Origin of the sequence: Citreimonas salinaria (assembly GCF_900107235.1) — a bacterium.
Taxonomy (GTDB): domain Bacteria; phylum Pseudomonadota; class Alphaproteobacteria; order Rhodobacterales; family Rhodobacteraceae; genus Citreimonas; species Citreimonas salinaria.
This window is the reverse complement of record NZ_FNPF01000004.1, coordinates 1-12726: the sequence shown is the minus strand read 5'-3', so window position 1 is coordinate 12726 and position 12726 is coordinate 1. Positions and strand designations below refer to the sequence as shown.

The window sequence follows — 12726 nt, the reverse complement described above, 5'->3', positions numbered from 1 at the left end:
CCAAACGAAGGCGCGGCCCCGCAAGGCCGCGCCGCAGGCGTTATCGCGCCCGCCGGGGCGCGTTCGCTGTTGACGGGTTTGTCGTCACTCGCTCTTGATCGCGGAAGTGACCGCTTGCATCGCGTCGCCGCCATCCTTCGCGGTCACGCCGTCGAGCCAGGTTTCCAGCACGCCTTGGTTGTCCGCCAGCCAGTCCCGCGCCGCGGCCCGGGGCTCCATGCCGTCGTCGAGGATCGACGCCATGATCTGGTTCTCCATCTCGAGGCTGAATTCGAGGTTCTGCAGCAGCTGGCCGACGTTGGGGCACTCCTCGACGAAGCCGGCCGAGGTGTTGGTGTAGACCGTCGCACCGCCCAGGTCCGGGCCGAACCAGTCGTCGCCGCCGGTCAGGTAGGTCAGGTCGTAATTCGCGTTCATCGGGTGCGGCTCCCACGCGAGGAACACGATCGGCTCGTCGCGGTTCGAGGCGCGTCCGACCTGCGCCAGCATCCCCTGTTCAGAGCTTTCGCGGATGTCGAAATCGCCCAGACCGAAGGCGTCGGCCTCGATCATGTCGAGGATCAGTCGGTTGCCGTCATTGCCCGGCTCGATGCCGTAGATGGTCTCGTCCAGCGCCTCGGCGTGCTCCGAGATGTCCTCGAAGCTTTCGATGCCCAGCTCGGCGCCGGCGGCGTTGGTGGCCAGCGTGTATTTCGCGCCCTCGAGGTTCGCGCGCACGGTGTCGACGGTGCCGGCCTCGGTGTAGGGGGCGATGTCGGCCTCCATCGTGGGCATCCAGTTGCCCAGGAACACGTCGATGTCGCCCGCGGCGAGCGAGGTGTAGGTCACCGGCACAGACAGCACCTTGGTCTCGGTGTCGTAGCCCAGCGCCTCGAGCACCAGCGTCGTCGTGGCGGTCGTCGCGGTGATGTCGGTCCAGCCCACGTCGGCGAAGGTGATGGTCTCGCAATCGGCCATTGCGGCGGTCGCGGACAGGCCCAGCGCGCAGGCGGAAGTGGTCAGTCGCAGCATCGTGTCGTCTCCCGTGTCGGTTATGGTTGGGGTAACTATTGCCCCTGCGGGCCCTTTTGCAACCAAAGCCCGTGCGCCCCCTCGCGGCGGGCGGCGCGCCGTGCCATGCTGCGCGCCACACAGGACGGGGCAAAGCTTATGGACTCCTTGGAGAAACGCATTGCGCTGGCGCGCGGAGAGGCGCCCGCCGACATCGTGCTGCGCGGCGGGCGGGTGTTCGACCTGATGACCGGCGCCATGCTGGACGGCGACGTCGCCATCGCCGGCGATCGCATCGTCGGCACCTGCGATTCGTACGAGGCCGCGCAGGTGATCGACGTGACCGGGCTGGTGCTGGTGCCGGGTTTCATCGACACGCATTTGCACATCGAATCGTCGCTGATCACCCCGTTCGAATTCGACCGCTGCGTCACTCCGCGCGGCGTCACCACCGCGATCTGCGACCCGCACGAGATCGCAAACGTCGTGGGCGCCGAAGGCATCCGCTACTTCCAGCGGGCGGCCGCGCACACGCTGATGGACATCAGGGTGCAGCTGTCGTCCTGCGTGCCGTCGACGGACATGGAGACCGCCGGCGCGGCCCTGTCGGCCGAGGACCTGGCCGGCCTGATGGACGATCCGTCGGGGCTGGGGCTGGCCGAGTTCATGAACTACCCCGGCGTGATCCACCGCGATCCCGGCGCCATGGCCAAGCTGCGGCTGTTCGAGGGCGGCCACATCGACGGCCACGCGCCGCTTCTGTCGGGGCGCGACCTCAACGCCTACATCGCCGCCGGGATACGAACCGAGCACGAGGCGACCTCCGAGGCCGAGGCCCGCGAGAAGCTGCAGAAAGGTATGCGCGTGATGATCCGCGAAGGTTCGGTCAGCAAGGACATGCACGCGCTCGCCCCGCTGCTGACCGACACGACCGCGCCCTACATGGCGCTCTGCACCGACGACCGGAACCCGCTCGACATCGCCGAGCACGGGCATCTCGACTACATGATCCGCACGCTAATCGCGCTGGGCACGCCGCCGCTGGCTGCCTACCGCGCGGCGAGCCTGTCCGCGGCCGAGGCCTTCGGCCTGAAGGATCGCGGGCTGATCGCGCCGGGGTTGCGCGCCGACATCGTCGCGCTCGGCAGCCTGGACGAGTGCGACGCGCAGCTGGTCATCGCCGGCGGGCGCGTGGTCGACGAAGCGGCCTTCGCCGCGCGCGGGCACGTGGAGCCGGTCGCGCGCTCCTCCGTTCATGCACCCACGGTGACGGCCGAGACCTTCCGCGCCGCCGGCAACCGGACCCAGACCGACGTGATCGGCATCCGACCCGGCCAGATCCTGACGGACCACCTACACGAGGACATCGCCATCGAGGACGGTGACAAGCGCCCGGACTCGGCGCGCGACCTCGCTCGCATCGCCGTGATCGAGCGGCACGGGAAGAACGGCAACATCGCCTGCGGCTTCGTGCGAGGCTTCGGCCTGAAGGCGGGCGCCATCGCCTCGACCGTCTGCCACGACCACCACAATATCGCCTGCGTCGGCGTCGACTACGCCGACATGGCGCTGGCCGCGACCCGGCTGGGCCAGATCGAGGGCGGCTTCGTCGTGGTGCGCGACGGAACGGTGCTGGCCGAGCTTGCCCTGCCGGTCGCGGGCCTTATGAGCCTCGAGCCGTTCGAGGTTGTGCGCGACGCGCTCGTCGACCTGCGCGCCGCCGCCCGATCGCTGGGGGTGACGCTGGACGAGCCGTTCCTTCAGCTCGCCTTCCTGGCCCTGCCGGTGATCCCCGCGCTGAAGATCACCGACCGCGGCATGGTCGACGTGACCCGGTTCGAGATCATCGGCGGCGGGTGACCCGGGCCGTGCGGCGCGCTGCGCCTGCGGCCGGGCGCGCCTGAGCCGCCTGCCGGAGGCGGGCGACGAGGCATCTGCGCGCCGCAGGCGCTCCTTTTGGAAACCGCCGCGTCAAAGACGGTTCAGCAGGTCCGGCGTCGGCCATGCGTCGGCCGGCAGGCCCAGCTCGCGCTGCACCTCGCGCACCGAGTTGCGGGTACCGGCGCCGAGGATGCCATCGATCCCGCCCACGTCGTAGCCGCGGTCGGCCAGCTTGCTCTGCAACGCCTTCATCTGCTCGCCAGACAGGCCCGGCGCCGGGTCCCCCGCGTCGTAGACCGGCGCCCCCTCGAGTCGCGTGGCGAAGTAGGCGGCGGTCAGCACGTAGGTGAAGCTTTCGTTCCACTCGAAGAACACCTTGAAGTTCGGATAGGCGATGAAGGCCGGCCCGTTCCTGCCTTGCGGAATGACGATCGAGGCCTCCAGCCGTCCGTCATCCAGCCGCCCGTTGCGCGCGCGCACGCCCAACCGCTCCCACTCGGCCACCGTCTTGGTGGTATGCACGCCGGTGTCGTACCAGTTGAAATCCTCGGGAAGGACGACTTCCTGCAGCCAAGGCTCGCCGTGACGCCACCCGAGGTCGGACAGCATCGCCGCGCCCGACATGAGCGCGTCGGGGGCCGAGGTCTTGAGCGTGACGCGCCCGTCGCCGTCCGCGTCCTGCCCGTTTTCGAGGATGTCCTTCGGCAGCATCTGAACCTGCCCGATCTCGCCCGCCCAGGCGCCGGTCGTGGTATCGGGATCGAAATCGCCGCGTTCGTGAAGCGCCAGCGCGGCAAAGATCTGCGGGCGGAATATCTCGGGGCGGCGGCAATCATGCGCCATCGTGACCAGCGCGTTCAGCGTGTTGTAGTCGCCCTGCACCGCGCCGAAATCGGTCTCGAACGCCCAGAAGGCCAGCAGCACGCCGCGCGAGATTCCGTAGCGGCGCTCGATCTCGTCGAAGACCGCATCGTAGCGGTCGGCCATCTCGCGACCCCGATCCAGCCGCGACTGGCTGATCAGCTTGCGCGAGAAGGTGATGAACGGATCCTGAAAGATGCCCTGTCTGCGGTCGGCCGCCAGCACGTCCGGGTCCTGCCTGACGCCGGAAAGAAAATCGGCCGCGACCTGCGGCGCGAAACCTTGGCGCTCGGCCTCGGCCCGGAGTTCGCTGACGAAGGTATCGAATTCCCCTCCGCAGGGAACGGACTGCGCGTTCGCGCCGTTGACCATCATCGTCATCGCCGCGAAGGCGCAAGTCAGGTACCGCATGGCATCTCCGATCAGGATTAAGTCTGGCGTCGGCGCACCGTATCAACCGGGCATTCCGTTGCAAGCCGACGCCGGCGGAACCCCGCCGCTATTCCGGCCCGTGGGGCGGTGGCTTAATCATTTGTTCACGAACATGAAGCAAATCCGACTATGTTGGTCCGGTCACAGCGCAGCGTCTTGCAGGCTTGCCTGAAGCGCAGTGCAGTCGGGCGGGGGGTACGATGCACACGGTTCTGATTGCCGAGAGTGACCGCAGGCTGGCGGATCTGTGGCGCCGCCACATGGAACGCATGGGATTCGAGGTACGCATCGCCCAAACCGGCGAACAGGCGATCGACGTCATCAGCGTCTGCGACGTGCGCGTGATCGTGCTGGACCTCGAACTCGACGACGGTGGCGCCATGTCGGTTTCCGACTACGCCGCGGTGCGCCGGCCGGAGGCGCGGGTCATCTTCGTCACGAGCTCGAGCTTCTTTTCGGATGGCTCGATCTTCCGGATGAGCGCGAATGCCTGCGCTTTCCTGCCCAGCGGCACCGAGCCCGAAGACCTTGCGGCGATGGTCGATCATTACGGCCAGCGCCACGGCGCGCCCACCTGACCCTCGCGGCAGCCTGAAAAGTCAGGCCGCCCGCAGCCTCTCGCGCCCGTGCGGTGCGTTGAGGTCAAGCTCGGGGCCGATGGGGATGATGCGGTGCGGGTTCACCGTCTCGTGGCTGTAGTGGTAGTGCCGGACGATATGGTCGAAGTTCACCGTCCCGGCCACGCCCGGCCGCTGGTAGAGTTCGCGCAGGTATCCCCACATGTTCGGGTAGTCGACGATCCGCGCGCGGTTGCACTTGAAGTGCCCGTGATAGACCTTGTCGAACCGGATCAGCGTGGTGAACAGGCGCCAGTCGGCCTCGGCCAGCGTATCGCCCATTAGGTAGCGCCGGGTGGCCAGCCGGTCCTCGATCCAGTCGAGCGTGTCGAACAGCGGGACCACCGCCTCGTCGTATGCCTTTTGCGATGTGGCGAAACCGGCCTTGTAGACGCCGTTGTTCACCGTGTCGTAGATCCGAACGTTCACCGGCTCGATCGCGTCGCGCAGCGCTTTTGGCCAGTAGTCGGCCCTGTTCCCGGTCAGGTGGTCGAAGGCGCCGTTGAACATGCGGATGATCTCGGCGCTTTCGTTGCTGACGATGGTCTCGCGCTGCTTGTCCCACAGCACCGGCACCGTGACCCGGCCCGAGACCTGCGGATCGGCCTTGGTGTAGATGTCGCGCAGGAACGGCAGGTCGTACAGCCGGTCGCCCGTGGCGCCGGGGTAGTCGGTCGCGAAGGTCCAGCCGTCGCCCAGCATGTCGGGATGCACGACGCTGACGTCGATCATGTCCTCCAGCCCCTTGAGCGCGCGGAAGACCAGCGTGCGGTGCGCCCAAGGGCAGGCGAGCGCCACGTAAAGATGGTAGCGGCCCGGCTCGGCCTCGAACCCGCCCTCGCCCGTGGGGCCCGGCGCGCCGTCGGCGGTGATCCAGTTGCGGAATTTCGAGGTCGAGCGGACGAATTTGCCGCCGGTCGACTTGGTGTCGTACCACTGGTCGTGCCAGATGCCGTCGATGAGCTGGCCCATTGGGTGCCTCCTGCGCTTGCTGGACCTGACATAGCCTTCTGCGTGGATGCAGAAAATGCCGCCGGTCGCGCGGCTCATGTGCATTCCTGCACGTGAGGTCAGCCCAGCTTCTCTCCGGCCGTTAACGGGTAGCCCAGAAGAAAGGTTTCCGCGTCCTGGGGACCCTTGCCGGCGCGCTGCGCGCGCAGCACCCGGACGGCGCCATCGTCGCAGGCGACGGTCAGGCCGTCGAGCACTGTGCCCGGCGCGCCCTGCCCCTCGACCGCGCGGGCGTCGAGAAGCTTGATCCGAGTCACGCCATGCGTGGTCCACGCGCCGGGAAAGGGCGACAATCCGCGGATCTGGCGGGCGATCCGGGTCGCGGGGCATGTCCAGTCGATCGCGGCCTCGGCCTTGTCGATCTTGTCCGCGTAAAGCACGCCCTCGTCCGGCTGCGGTTCGGGGTGCAGGTTCTCCAGCCGGTCCAGCGCGTCGACGATCAGCCGAGCGCCCATCTGCGACAGGCGGTCGTGCAGCGCGCCGGTGGTGTCGGCCTCGGTAATCGGCGTCGCCTCGCGCAGCAGGACCGGGCCGGTGTCCAGCCCAGCCTCCATCCGCATGATGCAGATTCCGGTTTCCGCGTCGCCGGCCATTACCGCGCGATGGATCGGCGCCGCCCCGCGCCAGCGCGGCAGCAGCGAGGCGTGGATGTTCAGGCAGCCGTGGCGCGGCGCGTCCAGAACCGCCTGCGGCAGGATCAGCCCGTAGGCCACGACCACTGCCACGTCTGCCTCCAGCGCGATGAATTCGGCCTGTTCGCCGATGCCTTTCAGCGACCGGGGGTGGCGAACCGGAAGCCCAAGCGCCTCGGCTTGCGCCTGCACGGGGGTCGGCCGCTCCTTCTTGCCGCGCCCGGCCGGACGGGGCGGCTGGCAATAGACGCAGGCGATGTGGTGCCCCGCCTCGACCAGCGCATCGAGCACCGGGACCGAGAAATCCGGGCTGCCCATGAAGATCACGCGCATGGCGGCGGCCCTATTGCAGGTCCCTGAAGGCGTTCTGGACGCGACGCGCCGCCTCCTCGACCTTGGCGCGCGGGGTGGCGAGATTGAACCGAAGGAAGCTTTCGCCGCCCTTGCCGAAGGTCTCGCCGTGGTTGACCGCGATTCGCGCGTCACGCTCGACGCGGCGGGTGAATTCCTGCGGTTCCATCCCGGTGCCCGAGAAATCGACCCATGCCAGATAAGTCGCCTCGAGCGGCATCGACCGCAGCCCCGGCACGGAATCGATCGCTGCGTCGAAGACCTTCCGATTGCCGTCAAGATAGGTGCACAGGTCGTCGACCCAGGCCGCGCCCTCGGGCGAATAGGCGGCGCCGGCCATGTGCAGCCCGAACGCGTTTGGCGAGATGCCCAGCGCCATCATGCGCCGAGCGAACCGTTTGCGCAGGGCCTCGTCGGGAATGATCACGTTGCCCACATGCGCGCCGGCGATGTTGAAGGTCTTGGTCGTGGCGGTCATCATCACCAGCCGGTCGGTAATGTCAGGCGCGGCAAGCGGCATCGGCACATGGCTGCGGCCCGGCATCACCAGGTCGTGGTGGATCTCGTCCGAGACCAGGATCATGTCGTGGCGGCGGCAGAACTCGGCGACGCCGCGCAACTCGTCCGCACTCCAGACCCGGCCACCGGGGTTGTGCGGCGAACACAGGATCAGCATCTTCGCGCTCTCGGGCAGCATCGTCTCCCACGCGTCGAAATCCATCGCGTAGCGGCCGTCCTCCAGCGCCAGCGGGCATTCAATCACCTGCCGGCCCGCCGCCTCGATGACGCGCGCGAAGGCGTGGTAGACCGGCGTCATCAGCACCACGCCATCACCGGGCTCCGTGAACGCGTCGACGCACAGCCCGGTGCCGTTGACCAGCCCGTTGGTGGTCAGGATCCAGTCGGCCTCGACCTTCCAGCCGTGGCGCTCGGCCATCCACCAGCGGATCGCGTCCTTGTAGGCGGCGTCGTCGCCGAAATAGCCGTAGACGCCGTGCGCGACCATCCGCTCCAGCGCGTCCTGCACGCAATCGGGCGGGCGGAAATCCATGTCCGCGACCCACATCGACAACCCGTCATCGGCGGGCACGCCGTAGATCGGCTCCATCATGTCCCACTTCATGGAATGCGTGCCGTGGCGGTCGATTTCTTCGTCGAAGGGGCTCATGGGGTCCTCGTGCGCTGCCTGCGCGCGCAGGCTAACCGGCTGACCGTCAGGTGCAAGCCCGCGAACTTGCGCGGGCGCATGGCTTCGCCTAAGTGACACCGCATGATCAGGCCCATTCTCATCCACCCCGATCCGCGGCTCAAGAAGGTCTGCCCGCCCGTGAGCGACGTGACGGACGACCTGCGCGTGCTGGCCGACGACATGCTGGAAACCATGTACGACGCGCCGGGCATCGGGCTGGCCGCGCCGCAGGTGGGCATGATGACCCGCATGATCGTGCTGGATTGCGTCAAGGACGGCGCGGCCGAGCCGCGCCCGCTGGTCATGGTCAACCCGCGCATCCTGTCCGCTTCCGACGAGCGCAACGTCTACGAGGAAGGCTGCCTGTCGATCCCCGAGCAGTACGCCGATGTCGAACGCCCCGCCGAGGTCGAAGTCGAGTGGCTGGACCGGAACGGAAATCTGCAGCGCGAGGGCTTCGGCGGGCTGTGGGCGACCTGCGTCCAGCACGAGATCGACCACCTCGACGGCAAGCTGTTCATCGACTACCTCAAGCCGATGAAGCGCCAGATGATCACCCGCAAGATGGTCAAGCTGAAGAAGGAAATGGCCCGCGCATGAGCATTCTGCCGATCCTCCTGTGGCCCGACCCGCGTCTGTCGCAACCCTGCGCTCCGGTGAAGGACGACGAGGACCTGCGCGCGCTGATCGCCGACATGTTCGACACGATGTACGATGCGCCGGGCCGCGGTCTTGCCGGTCCTCAGGTCGGAGCGCTGAAGCGCGTCTTCGTGATGGATGCGGGCTGGAAGGACGGCACGCCCACGCCGCGCGCCTGTATCAATCCGCACATCTTGTCGACCGCCGACACGCAGGCCACCGGCGCCGAAGGCTGCCTGTCCGTACCCGGCGTCGAGGCGCGCGTGTCGCGCCCCACGAGCGTGAATATCGGCTATGCCGACGAGAACGGGCAGAACCAGCGCGTCGCCCTGACGGGTGCCGAGGCGCGCGTCGCCCTTCACGAGATGGATCATCTCGACGGGCGGATGCATTTCGACCACCTGTCGCCGCAGGCGCGCGACGGGCTGCTGTCGGAATACGAATCCGCGCGCCGGTAGGGCCATGACCGTCCGACGCTGCATCCCCGGCCCGACAGGCGCCTGCGCACGCCAGCCACGCCGGTTCATACGATCACCGACGAGATCCGCGCGATCTGGGACGACATGATCGACACGATGGAGGCGATGCCGGGTGTCGGCCTTGCCGCACCGCAGATCGGCGTGGCGCTGCGGCTGGCCGTGGTCGATGCGTCCGACACGCGCGGCCAGGCGATCCGCATGGCCAATCCGCACGTGCTGCATGCCAGCGTGCAGCCCCGCAGCCACGAGGAAGCCTCGCCCAACCTGCCGGGCGTGTCGGCGGTGATCGAGCGGCCCGGCGCCGTGACGGTCACCTATCTCGACGAACACGGCGCCGAGGTCGAGAAGGACTTCGTCGGGTTGTGGGCGACCAGCGTGCAGCACCAGATCGACCACCTGGACGGCCGGATGTATTTCGACCGGCTGGGAAAGGTGAAGCGTGACATGCTGCTGCGCCGGGCGAAGAAGGCCGCGCGCGCCGACTGAGGTTCAGGACGCGACGTCGACGATGATCTCGAAGGATCTCCGCCGCTTCTCCGGGTCGAACACGTCCGACACGATCATCAGCTCGTCCGCCTGCGTCCTGTCCACCAGGTCGCGCAGGCCCGCGCGCACCGTTTCCGGGCTGCCAACGACGCTGCAGGCCAGCATCTGCGACGCCTGCGCCTTCTCGTGCGGGGTCCAATAGCTGTCTATGTCGTCGATCGGCGGCTGCATCAGCTCGCGCTTGCCGCGCACCATGCCCACGAAGGACATCTGCTGCGAGGTCGCCAGCCGGCGCGCCTCCTCGTCCGTGTCGGCTGCGATCACGTTCACGCCCACCAGCGCGTGCGGTGCGTCCAGTTGCTCGGACGGCTTGAACCGCTCGCGGTATATTTCCAGCGCCACGTCCAGCGCCTGCGGCGCGAAATGCGAGGCGAACCCGTAGGGCAGGCCCAACTCGGCGGCCAGCTGCGCGCCGAAGGTGCTCGACCCCAGAATCCACAGCGGCACGTTAGTGCCCGAGCCGGGAACGGCCTCGATCGCCTGGCCGGGCTGGACAGGGCGCAGGTAGGCCTGCAGCTCGAGCACGTCCTGCGGGAAATTGTGCGCGTTCCGCGGATCGCGACGCAGCGCCTGCAAGGTCATCTGGTCGGTGCCCGGCGCCCGCCCCAGCCCCAGGTCGATGCGCCCCGGAAACAGGGTGGCCAGCGTGCCGAACTGCTCGGCGATGATGTACGGCGCGTGGTTGGGCAGCATGATGCCGCCCGCGCCGACACGGATCGAAGTCGTTCCCGCGGCGATATGCTGGATCACCAGCGCGGTCGCGGCCGTGGTGACGGTGGGCATGTTGTGATGCTCGGCGACCCAGAACCGCTGGTAGCCCAGGCCTTCGGCGTGGCGGGCCAGCGCGCGCGCCTCGTCCAGCGCGGTGCGCCGGTCGCTGCCCTGCCGTACCCTGCCCAGCTCGAGAATCGATAGAGATGCCATTGTTCCATCCGTCCTGTTCGTTCGCGTCGCCGCGGGCAGCGGCCACCCGGCCGAGCTGCGCCGAGATCCCGGCAAGCGCCGCCGTGCGGGAAGCACGCTCTTCGGTTGCTGCCGGCCCTCGCCGCGTCGACGCCGTTTCGTCCCTTACATCGGGCCTGCGACGCGGCACATCAACCACCGTTCCCGGCGGCGCCACGGGCCCGGATGCAAGATGCGCCGCCGGCGAACGCCGCCGCAACACGCGGTTTCGAGCGCGGGGCGAGATCATTTCCGCGCCCGGTTCACAACCGGGCCGCGATCTGCCAAGCTGAATTGCAAAGCACAGGCGGTTCGGGGGAATTTATGATTGCCAATCTGACCGTGGGCGAGCGTCAGGCGGCGCTTATCCTGCTGGGCATCGGCGGGCTGGTCGGCCTGCTGATGGCCGCCACAGGGGCGGACGAGGCCTTCGCGTCGCACGGCGTCATCGTGCTGCTGTTCTGCGCGGCTCTCTTCGTTCTGGTGCTGCAGCACCTCGACGATCCGCAGCCGTCGCCCGATGCCCACCGCAGCTATTACGACGACCCGATCAAGGTCGGGATCATCCTGGCGATGGTATGGGCCATCATAGGGATGTTTTTCGGCCTGTGGGTTGCCTACCTGCTGGCCTGGCCCGACCTGACCTTCGACGCGCCCTGGGCCAGCTTCGGCCGCCTGCGCCCCGCGCACACCACCGGCGTGATCTTCGGCTTCGGCGGCACCGCGCTGATCGCCACGTCCTTCCACGTCATGCAGCGCACCAGCCGGGCGCGGCTGGCCGGGCAGTTCAGCCCGTGGTTCGTGCTGTTCGGCTACCAGCTTTTCGTGATCCTCGCGGTCAGCGGCTACCTGATGGGCATCAACCAGTCGAAGGAGTACGCCGAGGCCGAGTGGTACGCCGACCTGTGGCTGGTCGTCGTCTGGATCACGTATTTCGTGCTCTACATGCGCACCCTCGCACGCCGGAACGAGCCGCACATCTACGTGGCGAACTGGTACTACATGGCCTTCATCCTGATCGTGGCCATCCTGCACATCTTCAACAACGTGGCGCTCCCGGTGTCGTGGACGGGCTCGCGCAGCTACATCGTCTGGTCGGGCGTGCAGGACGCGATGATGCAGTGGTGGTACGGCCACAACGCGGTCGCCTTCTTCCTGACCGCGGGCTTCCTGGGGATGCTCTACTACTACCTGCCCAAGCGGGCCGAGCGGCCGATCTATTCCTACCGGCTGTCGATCCTGTCCTTCTGGGGCATCGTGTTCTTCTACGTCTGGGCGGGCTCGCACCACCTGCACTACACCGCCCTGCCGCACTGGGTGCAGACGCTGGGCATGACCTTCTCGGTGATGCTTCTGGTGCCGTCCTGGGCCACGGCCGCGAACGCGCTGCTGACGTTGAACGGCGCGTGGCACAAGGTGCGCGACGACGCGACGCTGCGCTTCATGATGGTGGCGGCGATCTTCTACGGCCTGACCACCTTCGAAGGCTCGTTCCTGGCGATCCGCGGCGTCAACGCGCTGTCGCATTACACCGACTGGACCGTCGCCCACGTCCATGCCGGCGCACTGGGCTGGAACGCGATCCTGATCTTCGGCGTGGTCTACGCCGCCGTCCCGGTGATCTGGCGGGTCGAGCGGATGTGGTCCAACAGGCTGATCGAGTGGCACTTCTGGCTCGCCGTGCTGGGCACGGTGGTCTACGTGCTGGCGATGTGGAACTCGGGCATCCTGCAGGGCCTGATGTGGCGCACCTACACCGACGCCGGCACGCTGCAATACCCGTTCATCACCACCGTTCTGGCGATGAACCCCTACTACGTGGCCCGCGCGGTCGGTGGGACGATGTTCTTCGTGGGCACGGCGCTGGGCTGTTACAACCTGTGGATGACGATCCGGCAGGCGCCCGGAACCACGATGGTTCAGGATCATCCCGTGTCGGCCGACGGCGCGGCCGGCGATGCCGCGGTTCCGGGGGAATAAGCGATGTTCAGAACCCTCCTCGCCCCGTTCCGCAAGTTCTTCCACGGGCTCTTTGCCGGCCAATACAAGCTCGAGCGCTATTCGCTGGGCCTGGCCGGCGCGATCATCGTCGCCGGCAGCATCGGCGGCGCGGTCGAGATCGCGCCGCTGTTCACCATCGACGAGACGGTCGAGGA

Annotated in this window: 11 protein-coding genes and 1 pseudogene; 6 read left to right on the top strand and 6 right to left on the bottom strand. The window is 67.7% G+C overall.

Annotation, left to right across the window (positions count from 1 at the left end):
* Window positions 1-84 precede the first annotated feature (84 nt).
* On the bottom strand, window positions 85-1011 hold the full coding sequence (gene choX / locus BLW27_RS06040; RefSeq protein WP_089880877.1) for a choline ABC transporter substrate-binding protein: 927 nt from the start codon (window positions 1009-1011) through the stop codon (window positions 85-87).
* Between the two features lie 138 nt (window positions 1012-1149).
* On the opposite strand from choX, the gene ade reads away from it, so the two are divergent.
* The gene (gene ade, locus BLW27_RS06035) at window positions 1150-2850 is read left to right on the top strand and encodes an adenine deaminase (RefSeq protein WP_089880874.1); all 1701 of its coding nucleotides are present in this window, start codon (window positions 1150-1152) and stop codon (window positions 2848-2850) included.
* 111 nt (window positions 2851-2961) lie between these two features.
* Here the strand turns inward: ade and BLW27_RS06030 are convergent, their stop codons facing one another.
* Complete coding sequence (locus BLW27_RS06030; RefSeq protein ID WP_089880871.1) at window positions 2962-4143, bottom strand: lytic murein transglycosylase; 1182 nt, start codon at window positions 4141-4143, stop codon at window positions 2962-2964.
* Between the two features lie 221 nt (window positions 4144-4364).
* On the opposite strand from BLW27_RS06030, the gene BLW27_RS06025 reads away from it, so the two are divergent.
* On the top strand, window positions 4365-4742 hold the full coding sequence (locus BLW27_RS06025) for a response regulator (protein WP_089880868.1): 378 nt from the start codon (window positions 4365-4367) through the stop codon (window positions 4740-4742).
* A gap of 21 nt (window positions 4743-4763) precedes the next feature.
* Here the strand turns inward: BLW27_RS06025 and BLW27_RS06020 are convergent, their stop codons facing one another.
* The 3 genes from BLW27_RS06020 to BLW27_RS06010 all read right to left on the bottom strand — a co-directional run bounded on the left by BLW27_RS06020 (window position 4764) and on the right by BLW27_RS06010 (window position 7943).
* Entirely contained in the window at window positions 4764-5753 is a 990-nt protein-coding gene (locus BLW27_RS06020) for a glutathione S-transferase family protein (protein ID WP_089880865.1), read from the bottom strand.
* A 98-nt stretch (window positions 5754-5851) separates the two neighbouring features.
* On the bottom strand, window positions 5852-6757 hold the full coding sequence (gene fmt / locus BLW27_RS06015; RefSeq protein WP_089880861.1) for a methionyl-tRNA formyltransferase: 906 nt from the start codon (window positions 6755-6757) through the stop codon (window positions 5852-5854).
* A gap of 10 nt (window positions 6758-6767) precedes the next feature.
* On the bottom strand, window positions 6768-7943 hold the full coding sequence (locus BLW27_RS06010) for a MalY/PatB family protein (RefSeq protein ID WP_089880858.1): 1176 nt from the start codon (window positions 7941-7943) through the stop codon (window positions 6768-6770).
* Between the two features lie 102 nt (window positions 7944-8045).
* Here BLW27_RS06010 and def (BLW27_RS06005) point away from each other — a divergent pair, with 102 nt between their 5' ends.
* From def (BLW27_RS06005) to def (BLW27_RS05995), 3 genes and pseudogenes are all read left to right on the top strand, one after another.
* Window positions 8046-8564, top strand: a complete 519-nt coding sequence (def, locus tag BLW27_RS06005) for a peptide deformylase (protein ID WP_089880854.1) — start codon at window positions 8046-8048, stop codon at window positions 8562-8564.
* The gene (gene def, locus BLW27_RS06000; RefSeq protein ID WP_089880851.1) at window positions 8561-9061 is read left to right on the top strand and encodes a peptide deformylase; all 501 of its coding nucleotides are present in this window, start codon (window positions 8561-8563) and stop codon (window positions 9059-9061) included. The genes def (BLW27_RS06005) and def (BLW27_RS06000) overlap by 4 nt, the downstream gene beginning before the upstream one ends.
* Before the next feature lie 4 nt (window positions 9062-9065).
* Window positions 9066-9568 (top strand): annotated as a pseudogene (gene def, locus BLW27_RS05995) (peptide deformylase).
* A gap of 3 nt (window positions 9569-9571) precedes the next feature.
* Here def (BLW27_RS05995) and BLW27_RS05990 read toward each other — a convergent pair.
* Complete coding sequence (locus BLW27_RS05990; RefSeq protein WP_089880847.1) at window positions 9572-10552, bottom strand: LLM class flavin-dependent oxidoreductase; 981 nt, start codon at window positions 10550-10552, stop codon at window positions 9572-9574.
* A gap of 342 nt (window positions 10553-10894) precedes the next feature.
* On the opposite strand from BLW27_RS05990, the gene ccoN reads away from it, so the two are divergent.
* Window positions 10895-12550 (top strand): cytochrome-c oxidase, cbb3-type subunit I, encoded by a 1656-nt coding sequence (gene ccoN / locus BLW27_RS05985; RefSeq protein WP_089880844.1) that lies wholly within the window; start codon window positions 10895-10897, stop codon window positions 12548-12550.
* The last annotated feature ends 176 nt before the right edge of the window (window positions 12551-12726 follow it).

What these genes read in the sequence shown, in the direction of transcription:
- choX (WP_089880877.1), bottom strand. Translation starts at nt 1,011, where the DNA reads ATGCTGCGACTGACCACTTCCGCCTGCGCGCTGGGCCTGTCCGCGACC.
- ade (WP_089880874.1), top strand. Translation starts at nt 1,150, where the DNA reads ATGGACTCCTTGGAGAAACGCATTGCGCTGGCGCGCGGAGAGGCGCCC.
- BLW27_RS06030 (WP_089880871.1), bottom strand. Translation starts at nt 4,143, where the DNA reads ATGCGGTACCTGACTTGCGCCTTCGCGGCGATGACGATGATGGTCAAC.
- BLW27_RS06025 (WP_089880868.1), top strand. Translation starts at nt 4,365, where the DNA reads ATGCACACGGTTCTGATTGCCGAGAGTGACCGCAGGCTGGCGGATCTG.
- BLW27_RS06020 (WP_089880865.1), bottom strand. Translation starts at nt 5,753, where the DNA reads ATGGGCCAGCTCATCGACGGCATCTGGCACGACCAGTGGTACGACACC.
- fmt (WP_089880861.1), bottom strand. Translation starts at nt 6,757, where the DNA reads ATGCGCGTGATCTTCATGGGCAGCCCGGATTTCTCGGTCCCGGTGCTC.
- BLW27_RS06010 (WP_089880858.1), bottom strand. Translation starts at nt 7,943, where the DNA reads ATGAGCCCCTTCGACGAAGAAATCGACCGCCACGGCACGCATTCCATG.
- def (WP_089880854.1), top strand. Translation starts at nt 8,046, where the DNA reads ATGATCAGGCCCATTCTCATCCACCCCGATCCGCGGCTCAAGAAGGTC.
- def (WP_089880851.1), top strand. Translation starts at nt 8,561, where the DNA reads ATGAGCATTCTGCCGATCCTCCTGTGGCCCGACCCGCGTCTGTCGCAA.
- BLW27_RS05990 (WP_089880847.1), bottom strand. Translation starts at nt 10,552, where the DNA reads ATGGCATCTCTATCGATTCTCGAGCTGGGCAGGGTACGGCAGGGCAGC.
- ccoN (WP_089880844.1), top strand. Translation starts at nt 10,895, where the DNA reads ATGATTGCCAATCTGACCGTGGGCGAGCGTCAGGCGGCGCTTATCCTG.